23 protein-coding genes and 2 pseudogenes are annotated in these 24,988 nt (G+C 73.2%); 9 read left to right on the top strand and 16 right to left on the bottom strand.

Translation table 11 applies throughout. From position 1 onward, the window contains the following. Positions 1-2: 2 nt before the first annotated feature. On the bottom strand, positions 3-1,115 hold the full coding sequence (locus C8N24_RS09090; RefSeq protein WP_121249740.1) for an MFS transporter: 1,113 nt from the start codon (positions 1,113-1,115) through the stop codon (positions 3-5). A 26-nt stretch (positions 1,116-1,141) separates the two neighbouring features. Here C8N24_RS09090 and C8N24_RS09095 point away from each other — a divergent pair, with 26 nt between their 5' ends. Continuing rightward, entirely contained in the window at positions 1,142-1,570 is a 429-nt protein-coding gene (locus C8N24_RS09095; RefSeq protein WP_121249741.1) for a hypothetical protein, read from the top strand. On the opposite strand, the gene C8N24_RS09100 is transcribed toward C8N24_RS09095, so the two are convergent. Next, positions 1,535-1,990, bottom strand: coding sequence for an Lrp/AsnC family transcriptional regulator (locus C8N24_RS09100; RefSeq protein ID WP_121249742.1), 456 nt, complete (start codon positions 1,988-1,990; stop codon positions 1,535-1,537). The genes C8N24_RS09095 and C8N24_RS09100 overlap by 36 nt on opposite strands. Here C8N24_RS09100 and C8N24_RS35540 point away from each other — a divergent pair. Then, complete coding sequence (locus tag C8N24_RS35540; protein WP_425474456.1) at positions 1,989-2,948, top strand: EamA family transporter; 960 nt, start codon at positions 1,989-1,991, stop codon at positions 2,946-2,948. The genes C8N24_RS09100 and C8N24_RS35540 overlap by 2 nt on opposite strands. On the opposite strand, the pseudogene pepT reads toward C8N24_RS35540, so the two are convergent. Then, positions 2,905-4,098, bottom strand: a pseudogene (pepT, locus tag C8N24_RS09110) (peptidase T); the annotation flags it as partial. The gene C8N24_RS35540 and the pseudogene pepT overlap by 44 nt on opposite strands. On the opposite strand from pepT, the gene C8N24_RS09115 reads away from it, so the two are divergent. Then, complete coding sequence (locus C8N24_RS09115; protein WP_147447710.1) at positions 4,046-4,597, top strand: hypothetical protein; 552 nt, start codon at positions 4,046-4,048, stop codon at positions 4,595-4,597. The pseudogene pepT and the gene C8N24_RS09115 sit on opposite strands and share 53 nt — an antisense overlap. A gap of 43 nt (positions 4,598-4,640) precedes the next feature. Continuing rightward, entirely contained in the window at positions 4,641-5,471 is an 831-nt protein-coding gene (locus tag C8N24_RS09120; RefSeq protein ID WP_121249745.1) for an aldo/keto reductase, read from the top strand. 36 nt (positions 5,472-5,507) lie between these two features. On the opposite strand, the gene C8N24_RS33325 is transcribed toward C8N24_RS09120, so the two are convergent. Beyond that, positions 5,508-8,138, bottom strand: coding sequence for a PKD domain-containing protein (locus C8N24_RS33325; RefSeq protein WP_170178963.1), 2,631 nt, complete (start codon positions 8,136-8,138; stop codon positions 5,508-5,510). 85 nt (positions 8,139-8,223) lie between these two features. Here C8N24_RS33325 and C8N24_RS09150 point away from each other — a divergent pair. Further along, a pseudogene (locus C8N24_RS09150) lies at positions 8,224-10,917 on the top strand (ATP-binding protein); the annotation flags it as partial. On the opposite strand, the gene C8N24_RS09155 reads toward C8N24_RS09150, so the two are convergent. After that, on the bottom strand, positions 10,813-11,757 hold the full coding sequence (locus tag C8N24_RS09155; protein WP_342794376.1) for a helix-turn-helix domain-containing protein: 945 nt from the start codon (positions 11,755-11,757) through the stop codon (positions 10,813-10,815). The pseudogene C8N24_RS09150 and the gene C8N24_RS09155 sit on opposite strands and share 105 nt — an antisense overlap. A 63-nt stretch (positions 11,758-11,820) precedes the next feature. Between C8N24_RS09155 and C8N24_RS09160 the strand changes: the two genes are divergently transcribed. Then, complete coding sequence (locus tag C8N24_RS09160) at positions 11,821-12,504, top strand: SDR family NAD(P)-dependent oxidoreductase (protein ID WP_121249750.1); 684 nt, start codon at positions 11,821-11,823, stop codon at positions 12,502-12,504. A gap of 1 nt (position 12,505) precedes the next feature. On the opposite strand, the gene C8N24_RS09165 is transcribed toward C8N24_RS09160, so the two are convergent. Both C8N24_RS09165 and C8N24_RS09170 read right to left on the bottom strand, forming a co-directional pair. Continuing rightward, a complete protein-coding gene (locus tag C8N24_RS09165) occupies positions 12,506-13,261 on the bottom strand; it encodes an ABC transporter permease (RefSeq protein WP_211339893.1) in 756 nt (251 codons plus the stop codon). Beyond that, on the bottom strand, positions 13,258-13,854 hold the full coding sequence (locus C8N24_RS09170) for an ABC transporter ATP-binding protein (RefSeq protein WP_121249751.1): 597 nt from the start codon (positions 13,852-13,854) through the stop codon (positions 13,258-13,260). Before C8N24_RS09170 ends, C8N24_RS09165 begins: the two co-directional genes overlap by 4 nt. A gap of 58 nt (positions 13,855-13,912) precedes the next feature. On the opposite strand from C8N24_RS09170, the gene C8N24_RS09175 reads away from it, so the two are divergent. Beyond that, complete coding sequence (locus C8N24_RS09175) at positions 13,913-14,944, top strand: hypothetical protein (protein WP_147447712.1); 1,032 nt, start codon at positions 13,913-13,915, stop codon at positions 14,942-14,944. Position 14,945: 1 nt separating this feature from the next. Here C8N24_RS09175 and bcp read toward each other — a convergent pair whose 3' ends face one another. The 7 genes from bcp to C8N24_RS09210 form a co-directional block, all read right to left on the bottom strand. Then, the gene (gene bcp / locus C8N24_RS09180; protein ID WP_121249753.1) at positions 14,946-15,416 is read right to left on the bottom strand and encodes a thioredoxin-dependent thiol peroxidase; all 471 of its coding nucleotides are present in this window, start codon (positions 15,414-15,416) and stop codon (positions 14,946-14,948) included. A 23-nt stretch (positions 15,417-15,439) separates the two neighbouring features. Then, entirely contained in the window at positions 15,440-16,405 is a 966-nt protein-coding gene (locus C8N24_RS09185) for an ATP-binding protein (RefSeq protein ID WP_170178964.1), read from the bottom strand. A gap of 24 nt (positions 16,406-16,429) precedes the next feature. Then, positions 16,430-17,071, bottom strand: a complete 642-nt coding sequence (locus tag C8N24_RS09190; protein WP_147447713.1) for a Bax inhibitor-1/YccA family protein — start codon at positions 17,069-17,071, stop codon at positions 16,430-16,432. A gap of 88 nt (positions 17,072-17,159) precedes the next feature. Continuing rightward, positions 17,160-17,819 carry a response regulator transcription factor gene (locus C8N24_RS09195; RefSeq protein ID WP_211339894.1) on the bottom strand — a complete coding sequence of 220 codons (660 nt, stop codon included), beginning with the start codon at positions 17,817-17,819 and terminating at the stop codon, positions 17,160-17,162. Positions 17,820-17,843: 24 nt separating this feature from the next. Beyond that, the gene (gene katG, locus C8N24_RS09200; RefSeq protein ID WP_121249756.1) at positions 17,844-20,048 is read right to left on the bottom strand and encodes a catalase/peroxidase HPI; all 2,205 of its coding nucleotides are present in this window, start codon (positions 20,046-20,048) and stop codon (positions 17,844-17,846) included. Positions 20,049-20,063: 15 nt separating this feature from the next. After that, complete coding sequence (locus tag C8N24_RS09205; RefSeq protein WP_121249757.1) at positions 20,064-20,495, bottom strand: Fur family transcriptional regulator; 432 nt, start codon at positions 20,493-20,495, stop codon at positions 20,064-20,066. A gap of 55 nt (positions 20,496-20,550) precedes the next feature. After that, positions 20,551-21,171, bottom strand: a complete 621-nt coding sequence (locus tag C8N24_RS09210; protein ID WP_121249758.1) for a DedA family protein — start codon at positions 21,169-21,171, stop codon at positions 20,551-20,553. Positions 21,172-21,227: 56 nt separating this feature from the next. Between C8N24_RS09210 and C8N24_RS09215 the strand changes: the two genes are divergently transcribed. After that, positions 21,228-22,523, top strand: coding sequence for a DUF8189 domain-containing protein (locus C8N24_RS09215; RefSeq protein ID WP_147447714.1), 1,296 nt, complete (start codon positions 21,228-21,230; stop codon positions 22,521-22,523). Here C8N24_RS09215 and C8N24_RS09220 read toward each other — a convergent pair. Beyond that, entirely contained in the window at positions 22,516-23,373 is an 858-nt protein-coding gene (locus C8N24_RS09220) for a DNA-formamidopyrimidine glycosylase family protein (RefSeq protein ID WP_121253065.1), read from the bottom strand. The two genes, C8N24_RS09215 and C8N24_RS09220, sit on opposite strands and share 8 nt — an antisense overlap. A gap of 24 nt (positions 23,374-23,397) precedes the next feature. Between C8N24_RS09220 and C8N24_RS09225 the strand changes: the two genes are divergently transcribed. Next, a complete protein-coding gene (locus tag C8N24_RS09225) occupies positions 23,398-24,531 on the top strand; it encodes a M20/M25/M40 family metallo-hydrolase (RefSeq protein ID WP_245971800.1) in 1,134 nt (377 codons plus the stop codon). On the opposite strand, the gene C8N24_RS34615 is transcribed toward C8N24_RS09225, so the two are convergent. Continuing rightward, positions 24,500-24,988 carry a SixA phosphatase family protein gene (locus C8N24_RS34615; protein ID WP_211339895.1) on the bottom strand — a complete coding sequence of 163 codons (489 nt, stop codon included), beginning with the start codon at positions 24,986-24,988 and terminating at the stop codon, positions 24,500-24,502. The genes C8N24_RS09225 and C8N24_RS34615 overlap by 32 nt on opposite strands.

Here is a 24,988-nt window from a genome sequence, read left to right on the forward strand (position 1 = left end):
CTCTAGCGTGCCATGCGCAGGGGAGCGATGAAGAGTCCGGCCACGGCGGCGAGGATGCCCGCCCCCAAGAATCCCAACCGTGGGTCCGCGTGGTAGAGCGGCAGCCACATCAGCGGCGCGGCCGCGTTGCCCGCGAACTTGAAGGCCGAGACGACCGACGTGCCGCCCGCCCGGTTGCCCGGCACGGCCTCGACCGCCAGCACGTTGATCCCCGCCCAGACCAGCGCGGAGCCGAGCCCGACGGCGAACCACAGCGCGCCGAGCGCGACCGCGGACGGCGCGATGCCGAGCGCGGTGACGAGCACGGCGCAGATCGCGATCCCGGCGAGGCTCACCGGCGTACGGCCGAAGCGGTCGACGGCATCGCCGGCGGCCCGGCCCACGAGCATCCCCGCGACCCCGAAGCCCGCGAGCAGCACGCCGCGTGCGATCGACCCGAGCCCGAACTCGTCCGCGGCCTCGACCGCGACCAGGAAGCCGATGCCGGTGACGCCCGCGTAGCCCGCGAACGCGGCGCCGCTCAAGAGCCCCACGCGGCGGGTGAAGACGGCGCGCAGGCGCGGCGTGTCGCCGCGCTGCTCGGGGTCCGGGGGCGGGAAGCACGCCAGCGCGAGCGCGACGACCGTCTGGCTCAGGAACGCCAGCCGCCAGTCGATCGCCCCGAGCGCGCCGCCGCCGAGCGGGGCGAGCGCGACCGCCGCGGTCTGCACGGCCGCGAACGTGCCGATCGCGCGCCCGATCTGGCGCGGCGGGACGAGGTCGGCGAGGCCGGCCAGCAGGAGCGGCGTGAGGAACGCGTTCGCGCTGCCCTGGAGCGCGCGGATGCCGATGAACACCTCGAGGTTGGGCGCGAAGGCCGCCGCCAGCGAGAGCAGGGCGTAGACGATGTAGGCGGTGAGGACGACGCGCCTGCGGCCCAGCCGCTCGCCGATCGTCCCGCTCACGAGCTGCAGCAGCGCGAACGGCACGAGGTAGGCGGGGATCGTCGCGGCGACGCCGGCGGTGCTCGCGTCGAACGCGTCGCGCAGCTGCGGGACGAGCACCGCGACCACGCCGCCGCCGAACGGGCCGAGGAAGCCGCCGATGTAGAAGGGGAGCGTGTGGCGCGCGGGCAAGGGAGGTGGCCTACCCTCGCACGCTCATGTTCCGCCGCAAAGCGACAGCGCCCGACGGGTCGAGGTGGAAGCTCGGGCGTCGCTGGTTCCCGCGTCGCACGCTCGACGGGGGCTTCGACACGCCCGACCTCCCGTTCCCCGACCTCGGCGACGCCGACGACCTCTTCGGCGCGATCCTGCTCGTCGTGTTCGGCGTGATCGCGGCGGTCTTCCTCGCGCTGCTGCTGTTCAACGTCGTCGTGCTGGCGATCGAGATCACGATCGTCGTGCTCGGCCTGATCGTCGGCCTGTTCTCACGGGTCGTGCTGCGCAAGCCGTGGACGGTGTTCGCGAAGTCCGGCCCGCACGAGGTCGAGCGGCACGTCGTCGGCTGGCGCGGGAGCCGCCGGCTCATCGACGAGCTCGCCGGCGACGTCGAGTCAGGCCGGCTCCAGCGGACGCTGGAGCACCGGTGACGACTGGATGATCGACGTCGTCGTCTGCCCGTAGGGCGTGAAGCGGTCGATCACCTCCTCCAGGTGCTCGACGCTGCGCACGTGGACCTTCATGTAGAAGCAGTCCTCGCCGGTCACGCGGTGGCACTCGACGACCTCGATCGTGGCCTGCGCGACCTCGGCGACCTTCGGGATCTGGCGCGGTGCGGGGCGCATGCGGATGATCGCCGCGAGCGTGTAGCCGAGTGCCCGTGGGTCGACCTGCGCGTGGTAGCCGGCGAGCGTGCCGTCGCGCTCCAGGCGGGAGAGGCGCTCGGCGACCGCGGGCGGTGAGAGCCCGACGCGCCGGCCGAGCTCGGCCTGGCTGATCCGCGCGTCCAGCTGGAGCTCGGCGAGCAATCGAAGGTTCGTGGCGTCGAGCGCACCGTTCTCCGAAGGCATGGTGTGCAGAATAGCTTCGATCACCCCTTCCGGTGGCAGCCTTCGCCGACGATCCTGTACGACCATGGCTGCTCGGCTCCCCTTCGTCGTCAGCGCGGTGTTCCACTACCTCGGGCCCGCGTTCGCCGTGCTCCTGTTCGTGCGGGTGGACGTCCTGGGCGTGGCCTGGCTCCGGATCGCGGCCGCGGCCGTCGTGTTCGCGCTGTGGCGCCGGCCCTGGAGGCTGCTGCGCGACCGTGACGTGCTCGCGTGGGGAGCCGTGCTGGCGGCGATGAACTGCTGCTTCTACCTGGCGATCGACCGGCTCCCGTTGGCGACGGTGGCCGCGATCGAGTTCCTGCCGGTAATCGCGCTGGCGGCGCTGGGCGCGCGCACCCGCCGCAACGCGGCCGCGCTGGTGCTCGCGGTGCCGGGCGTCTACCTGCTCACCGGCGTGCACCTGTCGGGCGAGCCGCTCGGCGTCGTGCTGGCGCTCGCCAACGCGGTGTTGTTCGCGGCGTACATCGTGCTCGCCCACCGCGTGGCCTCACGCGGCGTCGGGGTGGACGGGTTGGCCGCGTCGATGCTGGTGGCGCTGGTGGTCGTCACGCCGGTCGCGGGGTGGGCGGCGCTGCCCGCGTTCGGCGATCCCGTCGCGCTGCTGGCCGGCATCGGCGTCGGGATCAGCTCGTCCGTGATCCCGTACGTCGCCGATCAGGTGGCGATGAAGCGCCTGAGCCGTGCGGGCTATGCGCTGATGGTGTCGCTCCTGCCCGCGACGGCGACCGTGATCGGGCTGCTCGTGCTCGCCCAGGTGCCGTCGCTGCAGGACGCGCTCGGGATCGCGCTCGTCATCGCGGGGGTGGCGCTCCATCGCGAGCCCACACCTCCGCCAAGCGGATCACCACCGCCGAGGCGGCGGCCATCTCCTGCAGCGAGGCCCATTCCCGCGTCGAGTGGTAGTCGTGGCCACCCGTGAACAGGTTCGGCGTCGGCAGGCCCATCGCGCTCAGGCGTGAGCCGTCGGTGCCGCCGCGGATCGGCGTGCGCACCAGCTCGATGCCCTCGGCGCGGATCGCCTCCTCGGCCGCGGTCACGGCCTGCGGGAACTGGTCGATGTAGGTGCGCATGTTCGGGTACTGCGGCGAGATCTGGACGTCGAGCGTGGCGCCCGGGTACCGCCCGACGACCTCCTCGGCCGTGTGCTCGATCAGCGCGGAGTGCGCGTGCAGCTTCGCGTCGTCGAAGTCGCGGGTGATGGCGCGGATCTCCGTCCGGCCGGAGCCGCCGCTGACCTCGTAGACGTGGATGAACCCCTCCCGGCCGTCGGTCTGCTCCGGCGTGAGCTCGGGCGGCAGCGCCGCGACGATCTCGGCCGCGATCCGGGTGGCGTTGACGAGCACGCCCTTCGCCCAGCCCGGGTGCGCGTCGACGCCGCCGATCGTGAGCACGACCTCCTCGGCGCTGAACGTCTCGTCCTGCAACTCGCCCAGGTCGGAGCCGTCGAGCGTGTACGCGCAGACGGCGCCGAAGCGCTCGACGTCGAACAGCGTCGCGCCCTCGCCGATCTCCTCGTCGGGCGTGAAGCAGATGCGCAGCGTCGGGCGGGGCAGCTCGGGGTGCGCGGCGAGATGAGCGACGGCGGCCATGATCTCGGCGACGCCGGCCTTGTCGTCGGCGCCGAGCAGCGTGTCGCCGGAGGAGGTGACGATGTCCCCCGCGGAGGCATCGACGACCGTGCCGCCGCGCGGCAGCTCGATCGGGCCGCCGGGGTGGTCGCGGTGCACGAGCGGCTCGACGTTCGCGCCCGGCGCGTCCGGGCTCGTGTCCACGTGCGCGATCAGGCCGATGGTCGGGCCGGTGCCCGGCAGCGTCGCGGTGACGTAGCCGTGCTCGTCCAAGCCGGCGTCGGTCAGCCCGATCGCCGTGAGCTCCTGCACCAGCAGGCGGGAGAGGTCCAGCTGGCCCGGCGTGCTCGGCGACTGCGTGCGCTCGCGGGCGGATTGCGTGTCGATGCGGACGTAGCGCTCGAACCGCTCGAGCAGGTCCGGCGCGAGGCTCTCGGCCAAGGGTGAGGTGAACGTCGTCACGATGCCCATCATGATCGAGGCGATCCGCGCGGGTCTCATCGAGCGCGCCGCCCCCGGCCCGGGCGCCACACGAGCTAGCTCCCTTGAGCCGCCGGGAGGCGTTGAAGAACATCCGCGCATGATCAGCGTGCATCGACCCAACTTCATCCTCGGGCTGGTCTGCGGCATCACCGCGGCGACGTTCATCCCACTCGGCATCACCTTCCTGATCGTGTTCGGGACGATGGGCCTGGTCTTCTTGGCCATCGGCGTCGTCGACGCGGTGGTCGCGCTCGTCGTCTTCAGCCGCGGGCGCTCAGGAGCCGCGCGCGACGAGGCCGCGCGGATCTCGCACGGCAACGCGCAGGTGGTGGACGCCCAGCACAGCTGGGGCACGCAGGTGGGCGCGCGCCATCCCGTCAAGCTGACGGTCGACCTCTCGGGCGCGCAGCGCACGCAAACGCTGCTCGTCCCGGGCCACATCGACTGGCGGGCGGGCGAGACGATCGCCGTCCGGTTCGCGCCGAACGACCCCGACAACTGGGTGCCTGTGGGCTGAGATGAGGGTTCGCTTCACGTACGCGCGGTAAGTCCTAGGGGATATGGCCAAGAGCTTGCAGATCCCTGAAATCACCCTTGCGGACGGCGAGCGCATTCCGCAGTTCGGCCTCGGCGTCTTCCAGGTGCCGCCGGCCGAGACCGTCGAGAACGTGCTGCACGCGTTCGACGTCGGCTACCGCCACATCGACACGGCGCGGGCGTACCAGAACGAGGCGCAGGTCGGACAGGCCGTGCGCGCCTCCGGCCTGAGCCGCGAAGAGGTCTACATCACCACGAAGCTGTGGAACGCGGACCAGGCCGATCCGGTCGGCACGCTGAAGGAGAGCCTGCGGCTGCTCGAGATGGACCACGTGGACCTCTACCTGATCCACTGGCCCGCGCCCGGCAAGGGCCTCTACGTGCAGGCGTGGGAGGGCCTGGTGGAGGCGCAGAAGCAGGGGCTCGTGCGCTCGATCGGCGTCTCCAACTTCCAGGCCGAGCACCTGCGCAAGATCGTCGACGCGACCGGCGTGACGCCGGCGGTGAACCAGATCGAGCTGCACCCGTACCTGACCCAGCAGGGCCTGCGGCGCGAGCACGCCGACCGCGGCATCGTCACCGAGGCCTGGAGCCCGCTCGCCCAGGGCGCGGTGCTCGACGACCCCGTGATCACCGAGATCGCCGCGGCGCACGACCGCACCCCGGGCCAGATCGTCCTGCGCTGGCACGTCCAGCTCGGCAACGTCGTCTTCCCGAAGTCCCTGACGCCGTCGCGGATCGAGGAGAACATCGACATCTTCGACTTCGAGCTGTCCGAGGACGAGGTCGCACGCATCGAGGGCCTGGACCGGGGCCACCGCACCGGCCCGGACCCCGACACGTTCAACGGATAAAGAAACCTAAAGGGGTCTGACCCCTTTACGACATCTTTAGCGTCCGACCATCCCGTTGCGGGCGACGGCGCGGACCGTCGCCTTCGCCCGCAGGCCGCGCACGACCTGGATGTCCAGGCGCGCGCGGCCGTCCACGCGGCGGACGATCCGGCGGCCGTCGCTGAGGGCGACGGTGACGACGTGCGCGGGCGCGCCGTCGCGCGTCCAGCTCACCCGCACGCGGCCGCCGTGGCGGGTCGTCTTGACGCCGCGCACCCGGCCCGGCCGCTTCGCCGCCGGCGCGCGGTAGCTCGCCACCGCGACCTGCGTGCTCGGCAGGCCGTCCTGCTCGACGATGGCGATGATGTGGCGCCGCTCGGCGCGGCCGTCCGCCGGGTCGAAGGCGAGCATGCCGCGCGCCCCCTTGGCGACGCCGAGGATCGACCCCGCGGTCCCGCCGCGCTCGGCGAACGTGATCCTCCCGCCGCCGGTGACGCGGTAGTCGAGCACGCGCCGGCCCCCGCGGCGGACGACCTTGGCGGTCACCTTCGGCGTCTCACGGCCCTCCGCGCTCTTGACCTCGATCACCGGCGAGGAGCCCGGCTCCGGCACGACCTGCCACCGGCCCGCCGACGGCCGGCCGACGAGGATCTGCGTGGTCTTCGAGGCCGGGTCCTTGACGACGAAGAACGGGTTGCTCTGCGTGACGCCGGTGCCGGCGGGCGTCGTGAAGCGCTCGCCCTTGGGCCCGACCAGGGTGACCGTCGGTGGCGCGTCCCGCCCGACGACCGCGATCGCCGCGCCCGGCAGGCCCGACGGCAGCGTGACCGACGAGGGTCCGCCGGCCTGGGCCGCGCGCACCCGGGTCTTGTACGGGCCGAGCTCGCAGCCGCCGAAGTAGATCGTCGGGACCTCGCCCCACTTGAAGCCGATGCCCGGATGCCACGTGTCGACACCCAGGTCGATCTTCAGGCACACGGCCGCGCCCGCGTTCGAGACGACCGCACGGGCACCCGCGGCACACCAGTCGAGCACGCACGCCTCCACGCCGCCGTGGGCGTTGAACGTCGTGCCCAACAGCTCCACCGCGAGGTGGCCCTCCATCAGCGCAACGCCGGGCCAGACCCACTTGGCGCGTCCCTTGGCCTCGATGTAGCCGTCGCCGTGCAGCTCGAACGCGGCCTCGTACAGCGCAATGCCGGCGAGCTTGACCTCGCCGAACGCGCGCAGCAGCGCCGGGCGGTCGTCGAAGATCGCGAAGCCGAGGCCGGCGTCGAGGCCGATCGCGGGCACGCCGAGGACGGTCGGCCCGGCCGCGAGGCCCACCTCGCCGCAGAGCGCGAACGTCGGCACGCCGTAGTCGATCGTCTTCGGCGGCTCCGGCAGGCCGGGCGCGGGCGGGATGCTGAACGGCCCGGCGGCCGGGACCGGCTTGACGCCGATGTTGGGCACGCACTCGCTCTCCTGCGGCGTCACCTCGACGCGGAACTTGATCCGCTTCAGGAACACCGGGCCGATGATGCTCAGGCCCTGGCCGAGGAACCGGGCCTCGGCCTCGGCGTAGTCGAAGCCGCCGTCGCGGATGCCCGCGCCCGCCTTCACGCGCGCCTTGGCCGGTGACGGCAGCGTGGCGTCGGCGGCGATCTTCCAGGAGTCGTCGCCGTCGTAGTCGATCGACAGCTTGTGCAGTGCGATCGGCCCGAGCGCCGCGTCCTCCACCTCGAAGTGGAAGCCCTCGTCGGCGGCGGCCGACGCGCGGATGCCGCCGACCGTGACGCGGACGGGCTTGTCGGAGGTCGGCGCGCCGAACTGCTGCGGCATCTTGACCATGAAGCCGAGCTCCGTCCCGCCGAGGATCAGCTTCGGCGACTCGGTCAGCTTGACGATCGGCAGGCCGCCGAGGGTCGCGCCGGCGGGCAGCTCGACGCCTTCGAAGCGGCCGCCCTTGACCAGCCACCAGATCCGGCCGCTGTCGAGCGTGATCGTCTCCCCCTGCTTGACGAACGTCGCGGTGCCGGACTTCGTGCCGGCGCCGATCTCGACGCCGCGCTTCCCGTAGTCGATGACCTTGACGAGCACCTCCTCGCCGGCCGCGGGCGTGACCGTGATGCCGTTGACGCGGACCGGCTTCGTCGAGCGGTACTGCGTGCCCTTCCCCGCGATCCGGGAGAGCTTCTCCGGGAGCAGGCAGTCGCCCTGCGCCGTGAACGAGCCGCTGCGGACGAGCGTCTCGCAGCCGATCGGGCCCTGCAGCGCCTGCGGCAGGGGCGCGGACGGTGTGGGCTCGGGCGTCGCGACCGGGGTCGGCTCGGGCGTGGTCGCCGGGGAGGGCGTCGGCGTCGCCGTGGCCGCGACGGTGAACGTCCTGGTCGCGACCTCCGTGCGCGGCGTGGGCCCGGCGATCCGCGCCTCCAGGCGCACGGTGTGCGTGCCGGCTCCGAACGCGTGCGTGACCGTCGGCTTGCGGCCGTCGTCGAACGCGCCGTCGCCGTCGAGGTCCCACTCGGTGGCGATCGGCCCGCCGCCCGGCGCGAAGCTCGTGCTGGTGAACGTCACGGGCTCGTCCGGCGCAGGCGCCTCGGGGGTCATCGTGAACGCGGCCGTGAGCGGCGGCGGCGCCGCGCGGGCGAGCGGGGCGAGCACCAGCGCGGTCAGCGTGAGGATCAGGAGCGTGGGGAGGAATCGCATGGCCCACAAGCTCCCGTGGGGCGACCCTGACGTCATCCGGGCCGACCCTGATCCGTGACCCGCAAATCGGGGATGATGCTCGACCGTGCTGCTCGGCCGGGACACAGAGCTTTCAGCGATCGCACGCGCCCTGGACGGGCTCGACGCGGGCCACGGTGGGTTCCTCGCCTTCGGCGGTGAGCCCGGCATCGGCAAGTCCGCGGTGCTCGACGTGCTCGCCGAGCAGGCGCGTGTGCGCGAGCACCGGGTGCTGCGCGGTCGCGCGACCGAGTTCGAGCGGCTGCTGCCGTTCGGCGCGCTGGTCGACGCGCTCGACCCGTTCCTGGAGGCGCTCGAGCCCGGTCGCCTGGAGCGGATGGGCGTCACCCGCAGAGACGAGCTGGCGGCCGTCTTCCCCGCGCTCGACGGGTCGCTCGACGCCGTGCCCGAGGCCTACCGCCTGCACCGCGCGCTGCGTGCCCTGCTCGACGGGATCGCCGGCTCGCGGCCGCTCGTGCTCGTCCTGGACGACCTGCAATGGGCCGACGACAGCACGCGCGAGGCGCTCTCGGCGCTCGTCCGGCGGCCACCCGCCGGGCGGGTGCTGATCGCGGTCGCGCACCGCCCGGACGCCGGCCTGGACGACCTCGGCCACCAGCTCGACCGCCACGGCCACCCACGGCTGCGGCTCGGGCCGCTGAGCGCCGACGACGCGCAGACGCTCGTCGCGGGGCGGGTGAGCGGCGCGACGCTGCGCGCCGTGCTCGAGCAGGCCGACGGCAACCCGTTCTACCTCGAGCAGCTCGCCCGCTCCCCCGCGCGCGGGCCGCTGCCGTCGGCGGTGGCGAGCTCGATCCAAGCCGAGATCGAGCAGCTCTCCTACCCCGCCCAGGCGCTCCTGCGGGGCGCGGCGGTGGCCGGCGAGCCCGCCGACCTGCGGCTGGCGCGCATCGCGGCCGGGCTGGACGAGCGTGCCGCGCTGGACGCCGTCGACGAGGCGCAGCGCGCGGAGCTGCTGCGGCCCGTCGAGGGCGCGGCGGCGTTCACGTTCCGGCACCCGATCGTGCGCCGCGCGGCCTACGAGTCCGCGGGGCCGGGCTGGCGCATCAACGCGCACGGCCGACTGCGCACCGCGCTGATCGAGCTCGGCGCGGACGTCACCGTCGTCGCCCAGCACGTGCGGCACGGCGCGACGCTGGGGGACGAGCAGGGGATCGCGATCCTCACGGCGGCCGCCGAGCGCGTGGTCGACCGCGCGCCCGCCGACGCCGCCGCCTGGCTCGAGGCCGCGCTCCGGCTGCTTCCGGAGCAGGCCGGGGAGCGCTTCGCGGAGTTGCAGGCGCGCCGCGGCACGGCGCTGCTGCTCGCCGGCGAGCTGGCCGCGGCGCGCGAGGCGCTGCTCGCGGCCGGCACCGACACGGCCGAGAAGTGCTGGCGGCTCGCGGAGGTCGAGCGCTGGCTCGGGCACGAGCAGGAGGCGGTGCGGCGGCTGGCACGGGCGCGCGAGCTCGCGTCCGACGACCCGCGGGTGCAGGTCAAGGTGGAGATCGAGCTCGTGCTCGTGCACGAGTGGAACCTGCGCTACGACGCCGCCCGCCGCGCCGCGCAGGCCGGCGCGGCGCGGGCCGCGAGCAGTGGCGATCCGGTCCTGATCGCCGAGGTCGAGGGCGTGATCGCCACGACGCTCGTCCAGACCGACCCGCGCGCCGCGGCCGGGCCGTACGCGCACGCGGCGACGGCGATCGCCGGCTACGACGACCACGACTTTCCGGCGCACCCGATGAGCCTGTGGGACCTCGGCTGGGCCGCGACGCACCTGGAGCGCTACGACGAGGCGATCGCGCACTTCGAGCGCGGGCTGCGGATCGCCCGCGCACGACGCGCGCACGGCAACGTGGCCATGTTCCTCACCGACCGGGTCGAGCCGCGGTTCCGTGCCGGGCGGCTCCGCGAGGCGCTCGAGCTGGCGGAGGAGGCCGTGGAGGCCGCGCGCGTCACCCCGAGCGTCCGCTACGAGTGGTGGGCGCTCGCGCGGCTCGGGCTGCTGCTCGGGCGCTCCGGTGACGGCCCGCGCGCCGCCGAGGTGGTGCGCGACTGCGAGCGCGCGGCCACCGGGCTCCCGCAGAGCCCGCTGGTGGACCTGTGGACGGCGCAGGCGTCCGCGACGGCCACGTTCGCGCTGGGCGACCGCTCGGCCGCGGCCGCGCGACTGCTCGCGGCCGCCGGATCGGAGCTGCAGCGCATGGCGCCGGTCGATCGCTCCCGCTCGCGGCTGGTGGTGCTCGAGGCGGCGCTGGAGCGCGGCGATCGGGACGACGCCGAGCGCTGGGCCGACGACGCGGACGCGTGGGCGCTGTTCTCGGGGCTGTCGACGGCGTCCGCGTGGGCGCTGGTCGGCCGCTCGCACCTCGCCGCGACCGGCGGCCGGCTCACCGACGCCGCGCGCACGGCCGAGGCCGCGATCGACGCCTACGCGCGCGTCGGCGCGCGGCTCGAGGCCGAGCGGGCGCGGACGCTCTACGGACGCTGGCTGGGCGAGGCGGGCGTGAAAGCCGACGCGCTCGCGGCGCTCGAGCGGGCGGAGGAGCGCCTGCACGCGCTGGGCGCCGACCAGGAGCGTGCCGTGGCCGTGCGCGAGCTGCGCAAGCTCGGTCGGCGGGCGCCGCGCCGCGACGCCGCTCCCGCCGGTGGCCGGCTAGCGGGGCTCAGCGCGCGCGAGTCGGAGGTCGCCGCGCTCGTGGCCGACGGCGCCACCAACCAGGCGGTCGCCGACGCGCTCTTCCTCAGCGTCAAGACCGTCGAGAGCCACCTGCGCAACATCTTCGCCAAGACCGGCGTGTCCAGCCGCGAGGCGCTCGCCGCGACCGTCCGCGAGCAGGGCTAGGGCCTCGGCGTCGGGCGTTCCCGGCGCGGCGCTGTAGACCACGAGCCGCAGGTCGGAGCCCTCGACGCGCAGGACGTCGCACTCCAGCGTCAGCCGGCCGACCCGCGGGTGGTCGATCAGCTTCGTCGCCGACGCGTGCACCGCGGCGGGGCGCTCCTCCCACAGCTGCGCGAAGTGCGGGCTCCGCCCGCGCAGCTCGTCGACGATCGCGTGCAGGCGCTCGTCGGCCGGGAACTGGGCGAGCGCGGCGTGCAGGTCGGACACGATCGTCGCGCTCATCGCCTCGCGCTGCTCGGGCGTGTGGCAGATGTACGTGCCGGGGCCGACGAAGTGCGAGCGTGCGATGTTCCCGCGCACCGGGCCGATCAGCGCCGCGCCGCGCTCGTTCTTGGCGACGACCTCCCAGGCGGGGTCGTAGACCATCACGGGCAGGTCGGCGAAGCGGTCGAGCAGGCGCTGGGCGGCGGGCGTGATCGTGCGGCTGAAGCGCTGCTCGGCGGGCGGCGCATGGCCCGCGAGCCGGTACAGCAGCTCGGTCTCCTCCGGGCGCAGCTCGAGCGCACGCGCGAGCGCGCCGCACACGAGCGGCGAGGGATGGCTGGCGTGGCCCTGCTCGAGCCGCGTGAGGTAGCCGACCGACACGTCCGCCCGCGCGGCGATCTCGTCGCGACGCAGGCCGGGCGCGCGCCGCCGGCCGGGATCCGCGGGCTGAAGCCGGTCGCGCCAGCTGCGCAGGTGGGCGGCGAGGTCCGTCACCGCACCCAAGGTATCCCTTTCAGGGGCATGGTCTTTCCGTCTCGGCGCGCCCAAGCTGGTGCCATGTCGACGATCTTGATCACCGGAGCCAACCGCAGCCTCGGCTATGAAGCCGCCCGCCGCCTGATCGAAGCGGGCCACGACGTGTGGATCGGCGCGCGCTCCGTCGAGCGCGGCCAGGAGGCGGCGGAGGCGCTCGGCGCGCGCTTCGTCCAGCTGGACGTGACCGACGACGCGTCGGTCGCCGCGGCCGCCGAGACCGTGGGAGCCCTCGACGTGCTCGTCAACAACGCGGGCATCGCGGGCGAGTTCAAGCCGGTGGCCGAGACGACCGTCGACGACGTGCGGCCGGTGTTCGAGGTCAACGTCTTCGCCCCCTTGCGCGTCTTCCAGGCGTTCCTCCCGGCGCTCGAGCGGTCGGCGAACCCGGTCGTCGTCAACGTGTCCAGCGGGATGGGCTCGCTCGCGCGGACCACCGAGCCCGGCACCGACGAGAACGGCTTCACCAACGTGCACTACTCGCCCTCCAAGGCGGCCCTGAACATGCTCACGAGCCAGCTCGCACGCAGCTACCCGGGCATCCGCATCAACGCCGCCGACCCGGGCTACACCGCGACCGACTTCAACCACCACTCCGGCCACCAGACCGTCGAGGAGGGCACGGACGTGATCGTCGAGCTGGCCCAGATCGGCCCGGACGGCCCGACCGGCGAGCTCCGCGACCGCCACGGCGTCGTGCCGTGGTGAGCTAGGCCGACAGTCGGCGCACGCGCTCGCCCGGGGCGATGGCCGCGCGCTGGACGAACTCGGCCAGCAACGCGGCCGCGGCCAGCTCGACCGCCAGCAGCGAGAGCAGCACGACGAGCTGCGTGCTCGCCGCCTCCTCCGGCTTCGCGCCGCCGAGGAGCAGGCCGACGAACGCGCCGGGGAGCGTGACCAGGCCGACGCTGCGGGTCTGGTCGATCGCCGGCGTGAGGGCGGTGTGGATCGCGCGGCGGATGCTCGGGCGGAGCGCTTCGCGGGCGCTGTCGCCGAGGCACAGGCGCGCTTCGATCTCCGCGTGCGCGGCGTCGAGCTCCTCGGTGAGCCGGCGGCCCGTGAGGCTGGTCGCGGCCATCGCGCCCCCGATCAGGATGCCTGCGGTCGGCACGGCGGCGCGCGGCGTGACGTCGAACGCCCCGACCCCGAGCAGGAACCCGGTCGCGAGGAGCGCCGGGATAGCGATCGCCGTGAACGCGCCCACCCGCGCGTTCGGGAGCCGCTTGATCCGGCGGCCGGCCGTGAACGCGGCCGTCGTGAGCATCACCGCGACGAACGCGAAGGCGAGGGCGGGCACCTCGAAGATGACGACGATCACCGCGCCCACCACCGTCAGCTGGACCACGGCGCGGATGGCCGCGACGGCGAGCTCCTTCGAGAGGCCGAGCCCCAGCCGCCACGCGAGGACGACGGCGACCGCGGCGAGGAAGATCCCCGCGCCGCCTTGGACGAGGACGTCGCTCACAGCTCCACCTCGCGGTCGGCCCAGGAGCTGACGACGGCGCGGTCGTGCGACGTCAGGCACACCGCGAGGCCGTTGTGCGCGAGTCCGCGCACGTGGTGGCCGATCGCTTCGGCCAGCGGCGCGTCCAGGCCCGTCGTCGGCTCGTCGAGCAGCAGCACCTCCGGCGTACGCGTCAGCGCCCGGGCGATGGCCACGCGGGCCTGCTCACCACCCGACAGCCGCGACGCGTCGCGGTTCGCGAACTCCGCGTCGAGCCCGGCCGCGTCGAGCGCCGCGGCCAAGTCGGGGGACGCGTCCAGCCCGTACGCCAGGTTGTCCGCGACCGTCCCCGGCAGCATCACCGGCCGCTGCGCGACGAGCCCGACGCGCCGGCGCAGCACGCGCGGATCGAGCGTCGCGACGTCCACCCCGTCCAGCGACACCATGCCCCCGTCGAGCGCGACGAGGCGGACGATCGCGCGCAGGAGCGTCGACTTGCCCGCCCCGCTCGGCGCGGTCAGGGCGACCACCTCGCCGGGCGCGACGGTCAGCCCGACGCCCCGGAGGACCTCGCCGACCCGCACCCCGTCGCATTCCAGCCCGCGTGACAGCAACCTGCCCGATCATCGCAACCGTTTCGGACACGCGATGGCGTGGGACAACCGGTGGCACATGCCTCACCGGATCGTCGTCGCCCTCGTGGTTCTGCTGGTCGTCGGGTGCGGCGAGGCCAAGCCGGTCCGCCACGTCACCGCTCCGGCGAAGGACCCGGACCTCTTCCTCGACGACCCGCAGGGCCAGGTGGAGCGGATCGCGGCCGGCGGCCGGCTCGTCGCGTGGAGCGTGCGGACCCCGGCCGACCGCGTCGCGATCAACCGTGACGAGGTCGGCGAGCTGCCGCCGCTGACGATGCCGAAGACCTCGCAGGTCATGGTCGCCGACGAGCGCGGCGGGGCACGGCTCACGGTCGAGCTCGGGCACCGCTGGGTGTCGCGGCTGCGGATGCTGCGCGGTCCCGGAGGTCCGGCCGAACCGCAGCTCGCGATCACGAGCTGCCCCGAGCGGGACGTGTCGAGCTGCCGCGACGAGCTCCTCACGCTCACCCCGGGCGCGCCGCTGAAGGTCACGCGGCGCACCCGTGGCGCGCAGGCGGCCGCGGCGGCGGCCGGCACCGTCGACCGCGGGCGGCGCGTCCGTCCCGTGGGCAAGACGCGCGGCCGCTGCGCCGTGCGGCTCCGCGTCGACCAGCCTGACGGCCGGTCCCGGACGCTCCCGCGACTGCCCGCCCGCGACCGCCGCTACGAGCGCTGCGGTGGCCTGGTCGGTTGGGCCATCGCCGGCGACCACGTCTACGCGACGGTCGACCGCGAGGATCCCGAGTACGACTTCACGGCCGACTTCGTGTACGCGATCGACTTCACGGCTCCCGCGACGGCACGCTGGCGCGAGATCGCCCGCCCGTACCGCTACACGCCCGGCTCCTATGCCCTCGCGCTCGGCCCGGCCATCACCGACGAGGGCCAGTACTGGCTGGACCTCGACACCGAGCGCGAGCGGCCGGAGAACGCGTGCGCCATCGCCGCCACCGACACGCGGGTGTACCGGCTCGACAACACCCGCTGCGCCACCTTCTACGGCGACGCGCCCGGCGGCGCCATCCGCATCAGCCGCGGCGAGGCCTCGTTCTTCCCCGCGCGGCCCTGACTCAGGCGGCGGACAGCTCGCCGAGGGCCTTGAGCACCTCGTCGTCGTGCGTCTTCGGCGACACCTTCGGGATCACGTGCGCGATCACGCCGTCGCCGTCGATGATGAACGTGGCGCGGTTGGCGCCGAAGTAGGTCTTGCCGTACATCGACTTCTCGCCCCAGACGCCGTAGGCCTCGCACACCGCATGGTCCTCGTCGGCGAGCAGCGTGAAGTTCAGCGACTGCTTGTCGTGGAACTTCTTGACGGCCTTGACCGGGTCGGGCGAGACGCCGAGCACGCGCACGCCGGCGGCCGTGTAGTCGGGCAGGTGGTCACGGATGCCGCAGGCCTGCGTGGTGCAGCCGGGCGTGTCCGCCTTGGGGTAGAAGTACAGGACGACGGTGGTCCCGCTCAGCGCGGACAGCGAGACGTCCTCGCCGTTCTCGTCGGGCAGCGTGAAGTCGGGCGCCTTGGTACCGGTCTCGAGCATGACGCCATCGTTGCACGCCGCCGTCAGCTCGTCGGCGCGTCCACCGGGAGCTCGATCGAGATCGTCGTCCCGTCCCCGGGCGGGCTGACGACCTTCAGCGTCCCGTGCGCGGCCGCGAGCCGGTCCTCGAGCCCGAGCAGACCCGAGCCGCCGGCGAACGCGCCGCCGACGCCGTCGTCGCGGATCTCGACGCGGAGGACGCCGTCGGCGGGCGCGATGGTCACGTACGCCTCCTCGGCCTGGGCGTGCTTGGCGACGTTCGTGAGCGCCTCGGCGACGGCGAAGTAGGCGGTCGACTCGACCTCGGCGGGGAAGCGCTCGTCGGTGACGTCCTCGACGACCGGCATCGGCATGCGGGAGGTGAGCGTCTGGACCGCGGCCCGGAGGCCGCCGCGCGTGAGCACCGACGGCATGATCCCGTGGGCGAGCTCGCGCAGCTCGTCCGTGCCGGCCTGCGCGTTCTGCAGCGCTTCGGCGACGAGCGGGCGCGCCGCTTCCGGGTCGTCGCGATCGAGCTGGCGGACCGCGAGCTTGAGGTTGACGACGGTGTGCACGAGGCGCTGTTGCGCGCCGTCGTGGATGTCGCGCACGACGCGCTGGCGCTCGCGGTCGGCGGCGGCGAGCACGCGGGCGCGCGACTCGCGCACCTCGTCCAGGCGCACGCGCCGCTCCTCGGACTCGACGGCGCGCCGGCGGGCGGTGTCGGCGATGACCGCGCCGACCACCGCGGTGAGCGTGACGGTGAAGATCGCCACGAGGTCACCGGCGCTCTTGCCGGAGATCAGGTCGCCGGTCGGGTCGGTGTGGAAGTAGTCGAGCGCGAACAGGCTCAGGGCGGCGGAGAAGAGGCCCATCCGCAGCCCGCGGGTCGTGGTGACCACGAGCACGCCCAGGACGTACAGGACGCCGCTCGACACGCCCGGGTCGATCTCGGAGATCGGATACAGGACGAGCGTGACGGCGGCGACGACGGCGACGGCGAGGAGCACGAGCGCCATTTTGGCGCTCCGGGCTCAGCGACGGCCGAACAGGTTCAAGAACGAGATGAAGAGGTTCAGGATCGAGACGAAGATCCCCGTGGCGAGCCAGATCGCGTCGTCGTCGGTCGCGCGGTTGCGGACGAAGTTGAAGTCGATCACCAGCAGCGCGGCGGAGACGACGATCACGGCCAGGCTGAAGAGCGGGTTGCCGGCGGCGCCGAAGAGCAGGAGCAGCAGGCCGATCACGAACAGGCCGAGCATCGCGAAGCTCAGCGGGCGCAGCCAGCGGCTCAGGTCGGCGCTCGTGGCGAGGCCCCACGCGCCCATCGCGAGCGTGGTCAGCGCGGTGGCGCCGGCCGCCTGCACGACCACGTCCGGCTCGGCGTTCGCGTAGACCTGCAGCACCGGGCCCAGGCTGAGGCCGAGGATCAGCGCGAGCGCGAACAGCCACGTGAGGCCGGCTCCGCCGCGTCGCAGGCCGGCCGCGAACGACTGGGCGAACAGCATCCCGATCGCGACGAAGCCGAGGACCTGGGCCGTCCCGAGCGCGAGGTCGCGCCCGAGGTAGGCACCGGCCACGGTGAACGCGATGGCGACGCCGACGAGGGACATGACGCGTCCGAAGACGCTGCTGGAGGCGCGGGCGAGAGGCGCTGAGGGGGCGTACGTGCTCATGGTCAGCACTCTCCCGCCGACCGCCCCGCGCGGCCATAAGGGCGCGCCTGACAACCGTGTCCGGCTGCCCGGACAACCGCCGGTACGGTCAGCGCGCCGTGCGCAGGTACTCGAGCACCGCGAGCACGCGGCGATGGTCCGTCGGCAGCGAGTCCGACAGCTCGAGCTTGCGGAAGATCCGGCTGACGTGCTTCTCGACCGCGTTCTCGGTCACGACCAGCTGCTCCGCGATGCCCAGGTTCGAACGGCCCTCGGCCATCGCGCCGAGCACGTCGAGCTCGCGCGGCGTGAGCTCGTGGATCGGCCCCTTCTTCCGGCTGCGGCCCAGCATCAGCCGCACCACCTCGGGGTCCAGCGCCGTGCCGCCCGCGGCCACGCGCCGCACGGCGTCCACGAACGCGTCGACGTCACCGACGCGCTCCTTGAGCAGGTAGCCGACCCCCTGCGGGTCGTCCCCGAGCAGGTCGTTGGCGTAGGACTCCTCCAGGTGCCCCGACAGCACGAGCACGCCGAGCCCGGGCAGCTCCGCCCGCAGCGCGGTCGCGGCCCGCAGCCCGTCGTCCGTGCGGTCGGGCGGCATCTGCACGTCCACAATCGCGACGTCGGGCTTGTGCGCCCGTACCTTGCGCGAGAAGTCCTCGGCGTCGCCGGCGCGCGCGACGATGTCGAAGCCCGCGTCCTCCAGCAGCCGCGCGATCCCCTCGCGCATCAGCACGTCGTCCTCGCCCATGACGATCCGCAGCGTCATGGGCGAGAACATATCGACGGCGGCTTACGCCAGGTCGTACCGGTCCAGGTTCATGACCTTCGTCCACGCGGCGACGAAGTCCAGGACGAACTTCTCACGGGCGTCGTCGGAGGCGTAGACCTCGGCGAGCGCGCGCAGCTCGGAGTTGGAGCCGAACACGAGGTCGGCGCGCGAGCCCGTCCAGCGCAGGTCGCCGTTCTCGCGGGCCTCGAACTCGTCACCCGACGCATGCCACTCCGTGCCCAGGTCGAGCAGGTTGACGAAGAAGTCGTTCGTCAGCACGCCCGGGCGGTCGGTGAGGACGCCCAGCGAGGAGCCGTCCCAGTTGGCGCCCAGGACGCGCAGGCCGCCGACGAGGACGGTCAGCTCCGGCGCGCTGAGCGTGAGCAGGTTCGCGCGGTCGAGCAGCAGGTACTCGGCCGGGAGGCGGTGCTCGGAGCGGAGGTAGTTGCGGAAGCCGTCCGCGGTCGGCTCGAGCGGGGCGAACGACTCGGCGTCCGTCCAGTCCTCGGTCGCGTCGCCGCGGCCGCCGACGAACGGCACCTCGACGTCGACGCCGGCGTCCTTGGCGGCCTTCTCGACCGCGGCGGTGCCGCCGAGGACGATCAGGTCGGCGATCGAGACCGGCTTGGCGTAGCCCTGCTGGATGCCCTCGAGCGTGCTGAGGACCTTGTTGAGCTCGGCCGGGTTGTTGACCTCCCAGCTGCGCTGCGGCTCGAGGCGGATGCGGGCGCCGTTCGCGCCGCCGCGCTTGTCGGAGCCGCGGAACGTCGAGGCCGACGCCCACGCCGCCTTGACGAGCTCGGAGACGGTCAGCGGCGACGCGAGGATGGCCTCCTTGAGCGCGGCGACGTCCGCGTCGTCGAGCTGCGGGCCGGCCGGGACCGGGTCCTGCCAGATCAGCGTCTCGGACGGGACCTCCGGGCCGAGGTAGCGCTGGATCGGGCCCATGTCGCGGTGCGTGAGCTTGAACCAGGCGCGCGCGAACGCGTCCGCGAACGCGTCCGGATCCTCGTGGAAGCGGCGCGAGATCTTCTCGTAGGCCGGGTCCATGCGCAGCGCGAGGTCCGTGGTGAGCATGGTCGGCAGGCGACGCTCGCCACCCTCGTTCGGGGCCGGCACGGAGACCTCCGAGACGCCGCCGACGGGCTGCCACTGGTGCGCGCCCGCGGGGCTCTTGGTGAGCTCCCACTCGTGGCCGAAGAGGTTGTCGAAGAAGCCGTTGCCCCACTGCGTCGGGGTCGCGGTCCACGTGACCTCGAGACCAGAGGTGATCGCGTCCTGGAGCTTGCCGGTGCCGTACGACTGCTTCCAGCCGAGGCCCATCTCCTCCATCGGCGCGCCCTCGGGCTCGCGGCCGACGTACTTGTCCGGGTCGGCCGCGCCGTGCGTCTTGCCGAACGTGTGGCCGCCGGCGATCAGCGCGACGGTCTCCTCGTCGTTCATGGCCATGCGGCCGAACGTCTCGCGGATGTCGCGCGCGGCGGCGATCGGGTCCGGGTTGCCGTTCGGGCCCTCCGGGTTGACGTAGATCAGGCCCATCTGGACGGCGCCGAGCGGCTTCTCGAGCTCACGGTCGCCGGTGTAGCGCTGGTCGCCGAGCCACTCGGTCTCCGGGCCCCAGTACACGTCCTCGTCGGGCTCCCACACGTCGGCGCGGCCGCCGGCGAAGCCGAACGTCTGCAGCCCCATCTCCTCGAGCGCGACGTTGCCCGTGAGGACCATCAGGTCGGCCCACGAGAGCGCCTGGCCGTACTTCTTCTTGACCGGCCACAGGAGGCGGCGGGCCTTGTCCAGGTTGCCGTTGTCGGGCCACGAGTTGAGCGGCGCGAAGCGCTGCTGGCCGGCGCCGGCGCCACCACGGCCGTCCTGGATCCGGTAGGTGCCCGCGCTGTGCCAGGCCATCCGGATCATGAACGGGCCGTAGTGGCCGAAGTCCGCGGGCCACCAGTCCTGCGAGGTCCGCAGCGTCTCGGCGATGTCGGCCTTGACCGCGGCCAGGTCGAGCGCCTTGAACGCTTCGGCGTAGTCGAACTCCTCGCCGAGCGGGTTCGAGACGGCCGGGTTCTTGGCCAGGATCTTCAGGTTCAGACGCTCGGGCCACCACTCGCGGTTGGCGTCACCCTGCGTCGGGTGCACGCCACGAGCGCCGTGGACCGGGCAGCCTTCAGCCTCGATCGGCTCGTTCATGTCGCCGACTACGGCGTTCGGATGCTCCTGATCAGCCATACGGACCCTTTCCTCCTACGAATTGCGAGCGGTTGAACAGGTGGGGCACTGGCCCCAGAAGACGACCTCGGCCTCGTCGATGACGAAGCCGTGGTCGTCGGAAGCGGTCAAGCAGGGCGCTTCGCCGACCGCGCAGTCGACGTCGGCGATGGCCCCACAGGATCGGCACACGACGTGGTGATGGTTGTCACCGACCCGTGACTCGTAGCGCGCGACCGAGCCCTGCGGCTGGATCCGGCGCACGAGCCGCGCGCCGTGCAGCGCGTCGAGCACGTCATAGACGGCCTGCGTCGACACGTTCCCGAGCTCGACGCGCACCTGATCGATGATCGAGTGCGTGTCGGCGTGAGGACGGCCGTAGACCGTGGCCAGCACTGCGACTCGAGGCCGCGTGATGCGCAGACCAGCATCGCGCAGCAGGCGCTCGAGCTCCGAAGTCGTCGGCACGGCCGGAACCGTAGCGCTTTTCTGGATGGATTCCAGAAAAGGCCGGAGATTCCAGCTATGCGGCGATGCGGCGGCGCTTGAGCGCCCAGGTGATCAGGGCCAGCACGAGGACGGCGCAGACCCCGACGACGATCGTGGCGACCGGTCCCACGTAGTCCGCGACGCGCTCGTAGTTGCTCCCGAGCGCCCAGCCCGCACCGATCAGCGCGCTGTTCCACAGCGCGGAGCCCGCCGCGGTGAGCAGCGTGAACCGCCAGACCGGCATCTCCGACAGCCCGGCGGGGATCGAGATGAGGCTGCGCACGCCGGGCACGAGCCGGCCGAAGAACACGAACCAGCCGCCGCGCCTGTCGAACCAGGCGTCGGCCTTGTCGAGGTCGTCCTCGCGCACCCGGGCGAACTTGCCGAGCTTGAGGACCACGGCCCGTCCGCCGTACCGCGCGATCGCGTACAGGATCAGGGCGCCCACGACCGAGCCGACCGTCGCGGCGAGCACGGCGAAGATGAAGCTCAACGTGCCCTCGCCGACGTAGTAGCCGGCGACGGGGAGGATGATCTCCGAGGGGATCGGCGGGAACAGGTTCTCCGCCAGGATGAGGCCGGCCAGCGCGGGATACCCGCCACTGGAGACCGCGTTACGCGCCCAGTCCCCAGGCGCAGCAAAAACCGTCAGCATTCGCCGATTCAGGGTACCCGGCGCGCGCGGCCTCATGCCTCGGCTACCTTGGGCGCGTGCTGAGGAAGCTGGTGGTGGCGCTGCTGCTCTACGCCGCCCTGTGTGGGTCGGCGTCGGCCGACGTGTTCGACGACAACCCCGCGGCCGTGTCGCTCGGCGCGGGCAACGTGCAGCTGTTCGCGCGCTCGGCCGACGGCCAGATCCTGCACCGGCAGCTGTCCGCCGGCGCCTGGAGCAGCTGGGCGGCCGTGCCCGGCCTGCAGGCCGAGTCCGGGCCCGCCGCGGCCGTCTTCGGCACCACGATCTACCTGTTCGCGCGCGGCGCCGACGGCGCCGTGTGGCAGAACATCCTCCCGCTCGGCGGCGCGTGGTCGGGCTGGGAGTCGCTCGGCGGTCAGGCCACCTCGGCGCCCGGCGCCAGCACGCGCGTCGGCAACGGCACCGTCGACCTGTTCGTCCGCGGCACGGACAACGGCCTCTACCACCGCGCCCTCGTCCCCGGCCAGGGCTGGACGCCGTGGGAGGCGCTCGGCGGCAACCTCACGTCCGCGCCGACGGCGCTGGGATACAGCACGTCCGGCTCGATCGACGTCTTCGTCCGCGACACCGCCGGCGGCACCGCGTCGATGTACTACGTCAACGGCGCCTGGAACGGCTGGTACGGGTACGGCGGCTCGATCAGGGGCGCCGTCGCCCTCGCCTCCCCCGCGACCGACGTGCTGCAGGCGTACGCGCGCGGCTCCGACGACGGGCTGTGGCTGCATCGGCACGCCCCGTCGAACACGGACTGGACGCGGATCGACACCACGGCGCTCAGCTCGTCCCCGGCCGGCGTCTCCGACACGACCGGCAGCGTCTGGCTGTTCGCCCGCATCGGCGACGAGCTGTTCACGCGCAACGTCAGCGCCGCCCACACGGCCACGCCGAGCTACGGCGGCTGGGTCTCCACCGGGCGGGTCGCGCTGCCCGCCGCCCCGACGCCGCCCGCGCCGCTGCCGCCGCCGGTCACGCTCACGCCCTCGCTCTCCTACACGTTCAAGGCCGCCAGGCGCAGCACGCGCCTGCGGACGCTGACGGTCAAGAACATCCCGGCCGGCGCGACCGTGAAGGTCACGTGCTCGCCGGGGTGCTCGACCAAGCGCTGGACGACGACGCCGAAGCGGTCCACGCTCTCGCTCAAGAAGTTCACCCGCAAGGCGCTGCGGGTCAACGCGAAGCTCACCGTCACGGTCTGGAAGCCGGGCGCGATCGCGAGCGTGAAGACGTTGAAGATCCGCCGCTCGCGCTCGCCGCAGCTGATCTCGCGCTGCCTGCCGCCGGGCGCCAAGGCGCCGCAGCGCTGCGCTACTTGAGCAGCCGGGAGAGCCGTCGGTCCTTGAGGATCCGGCCCTCGGTCTGGCAGTGCGGGCAGTACGTCATCACGTAGTCCTCGTAGAAGACGGCTTCCAGCACGGTCTCGCAGCGCGGGCACGGCTCGCCCTGGTGGGCGTGGACCCGCGTCGGCTTCGGGAACTTCTCGGGCAGCGGGAGGGCCACCTTCTCCTCATAGACGTCGAGGACGCGGCCCAGCTCGCCGACCATCGCCTCGCGCAGCGCCTTCGCCTCGCGCTCGGACAGGTCGTCGCCACGCTTGAACGGTGAGAGCTTCGCGGCGTGCAGGATCTCGTCGACCCACGTGCGACCGATGCCGGCGATCACCTGCTGGTCGCGCAGCACCGAGTGCAGCGGGCGCGGCGTCGTGAGCAGCTCGCCGAGGTCCGGCGGATCGGGCCAGGCCTCCGGGCCGAGCGACTTGAGCGCCGGCTCGGCCTCCAGCCCGTCCAGCGTGAGCACCTTCATCCACGCCGCCTGCTTGGTGCCGAACTCGCGCAGCCGCAGCTCGCGGTCGTCCGGGAGCCGGATCAGCACGCGTGACGTCTTGTCGCGCATCGAGCCGCGCTTGTCGTAGAGCATCAGCCGCCCGGCGCTCATCAGGTGCACGAGCAGCGTGAGCGGGCCGTGCGACTCCGTGGTCGCCTCCAGCAGCAGGAGCTTGCCGCGCCGGCGCACGTCGGCGAACGTCGCGCCGTCCAGCGCGCTGAGCGGCGGATCGAACGTCTTGAGGACGTTCAGTCCCGGCGTGAGGATCGACTCGATCGTCTTCCCCGGGAGCACCTCGGCCAGGCGGCGGGCGGTGATCTCCATCTCCGGCAGCTCGGGCACGAAGTGCACACTAGCCTGAACGGGATGGACCAGTGGATCGAGCAGGCCGCGGCGGAGATCGCCCGCCGCGCGCCGCGGGAGCTCGAGGCGCTCGTCGCCGTCTCGTCCCCGTCCGGTGACGTGGGAGGCGCGAACGAGTGCGCGGCGGTCACCGCGGCGCTCGCACCCGACGAGGCGACGATCGAGCGCGTGCCGTGCTCGAGCCCCGAGCACGCCGAGGACCAGGTCATCCGCTTGAAGGGGACGGGCGCGCGCAAGGTGCTGCTGGTCGGCCACAACGACACGGTCGTGTCCCACGCCGAGCACAAGCCGCTGGCGCGCGTCGGTGAGCAGCTCGTGGGCTCCGGCGCGGTCGACATGAAGGGCGGCAACGTGCTCGCGCTCGGCGCGCTGCGCGCGTTCGCCAAGCGGCCGGAGCTCTACGACGAGCTCGTGCTGCTGCTGGTCTGCGACGAGGAGTGGCGCACCGCCGACTTCGGCCATGTGCAGCGCTTCGCCGGCTTCGACGCCTGCCTGTGCTTCGAGGCGGGTGAGCTGGCGGGCGAGGACGAGGGTGTCGTCGTGCGCCGCAAGGCCGCCGGCACCATCCACGTCATCGCCCACGGGCGCACGGCCCACTCCGGCTCCGCGCCCGACCGCGGCCGCAACGCCCTGCTCGCGCTGGCCACCGCCGCCCAGGCCGTCGCCTCCCGCCACGCGCCGAACGGTCCCTCGCACCTGACGGCGGTGCCGACCGTCATGCGCTCGGGCGACGCGTTCAACGTCGTGCCCGGCTCGGGCGAGCTGTTCTGCGACGTCCGCGCCGACGACCTGGACGCGATCGAGGACATCCTCACCCACATCCCCGCCGAGCACGAGGGCGTGCGGCTGGAGGCGGAGCTGATCCGCCGCTGGCCGGGCATGCGCGCCGAGGAGGCGACGGTCGGGCTGCTGGAGGCGGCGAGCGGGCTGCTCGGCCGCCGGATCGTCGGCGCGGCCCGCGGCGGCGCCTCGGACGCGAGCCACTTCGCCTCGACGATCCCGCTCACGGTCGACGGCCTCGGCCCGCGCGGCGGCAAGGCGCACAACCCGGAGGAGTTCGTGCTGGAGGCGTCGCTTCAGCAGCGCGCCGAGGTGGCGCTCGCGCTCATCGCGGCGGCGTTAGCGCCGCAGCGATAGCTTCGAGCTCACGCGGGCGCAGCAGCACGAGCAGCTGGCCGGAGGTGCGGCGCGCGTCGATCGCGGCGACGCCGCCCTTCTTGAAGTCGATCCGCGCGCCGGTGAAGTCGTAGACCACCTGCTCGAACGACGGGTTGTGGCCGACGATCAGGACCTTCTCGTCCTCGGTGTGCGCCTCCAGGAGGGCGAGCGCGTCGACGCGGTTGAAGCCGTTCGAGAGGGCGTCCTCGCGGACCGGCCGCACGTTCAGCGCCGTGCAGGCCAGCGTGGCCGTCTCCCATGCGCGCACCTTCGGGCTGGCGTAGCAAGCGGCGAACTCCTCGTTGAGGGCCGCCAGGGCCTGCCCGGCCACCTCGGCCTGGGTGCGCCCGCGGGGCGTGAGCTCGCGCTCCGCGTCGGGCTTCGAGTCGTGCGGCACGGCCTCCCCGTGCCGCAGCATCCAGAGCTGCGCCGCCAT

Source organism: Solirubrobacter pauli (assembly GCF_003633755.1).
Classification (GTDB): Bacteria; Actinomycetota; Thermoleophilia; order Solirubrobacterales; family Solirubrobacteraceae; genus Solirubrobacter; species Solirubrobacter pauli.

What these genes read in the sequence shown, in the direction of transcription:
- C8N24_RS09100 (WP_121249742.1), bottom strand. Translation starts at nt 1,990, where the DNA reads ATGCCTTCGGAGAACGGTGCGCTCGACGCCACGAACCTTCGATTGCTC.
- C8N24_RS09120 (WP_121249745.1), top strand. Translation starts at nt 4,641, where the DNA reads ATGGCCAAGAGCTTGCAGATCCCTGAAATCACCCTTGCGGACGGCGAG.
- C8N24_RS09225 (WP_245971800.1), top strand. Translation starts at nt 23,398, where the DNA reads ATGGACCAGTGGATCGAGCAGGCCGCGGCGGAGATCGCCCGCCGCGCG.
- C8N24_RS09160 (WP_121249750.1), top strand. Translation starts at nt 11,821, where the DNA reads ATGTCGACGATCTTGATCACCGGAGCCAACCGCAGCCTCGGCTATGAA.
- C8N24_RS09210 (WP_121249758.1), bottom strand. Translation starts at nt 21,171, where the DNA reads ATGCTGACGGTTTTTGCTGCGCCTGGGGACTGGGCGCGTAACGCGGTC.
- C8N24_RS09190 (WP_147447713.1), bottom strand. Translation starts at nt 17,071, where the DNA reads ATGAGCACGTACGCCCCCTCAGCGCCTCTCGCCCGCGCCTCCAGCAGC.
- katG (WP_121249756.1), bottom strand. Translation starts at nt 20,048, where the DNA reads ATGGCTGATCAGGAGCATCCGAACGCCGTAGTCGGCGACATGAACGAG.
- C8N24_RS09095 (WP_121249741.1), top strand. Translation starts at nt 1,142, where the DNA reads ATGTTCCGCCGCAAAGCGACAGCGCCCGACGGGTCGAGGTGGAAGCTC.
- C8N24_RS35540 (WP_425474456.1), top strand. Translation starts at nt 1,989, where the DNA reads ATGGTGTGCAGAATAGCTTCGATCACCCCTTCCGGTGGCAGCCTTCGC.
- C8N24_RS09195 (WP_211339894.1), bottom strand. Translation starts at nt 17,819, where the DNA reads ATGACGCTGCGGATCGTCATGGGCGAGGACGACGTGCTGATGCGCGAG.
- C8N24_RS09175 (WP_147447712.1), top strand. Translation starts at nt 13,913, where the DNA reads ATGCCTCACCGGATCGTCGTCGCCCTCGTGGTTCTGCTGGTCGTCGGG.
- bcp (WP_121249753.1), bottom strand. Translation starts at nt 15,416, where the DNA reads ATGCTCGAGACCGGTACCAAGGCGCCCGACTTCACGCTGCCCGACGAG.
- C8N24_RS33325 (WP_170178963.1), bottom strand. Translation starts at nt 8,138, where the DNA reads ATGCGATTCCTCCCCACGCTCCTGATCCTCACGCTGACCGCGCTGGTG.
- C8N24_RS34615 (WP_211339895.1), bottom strand. Translation starts at nt 24,988, where the DNA reads ATGGCGGCGCAGCTCTGGATGCTGCGGCACGGGGAGGCCGTGCCGCAC.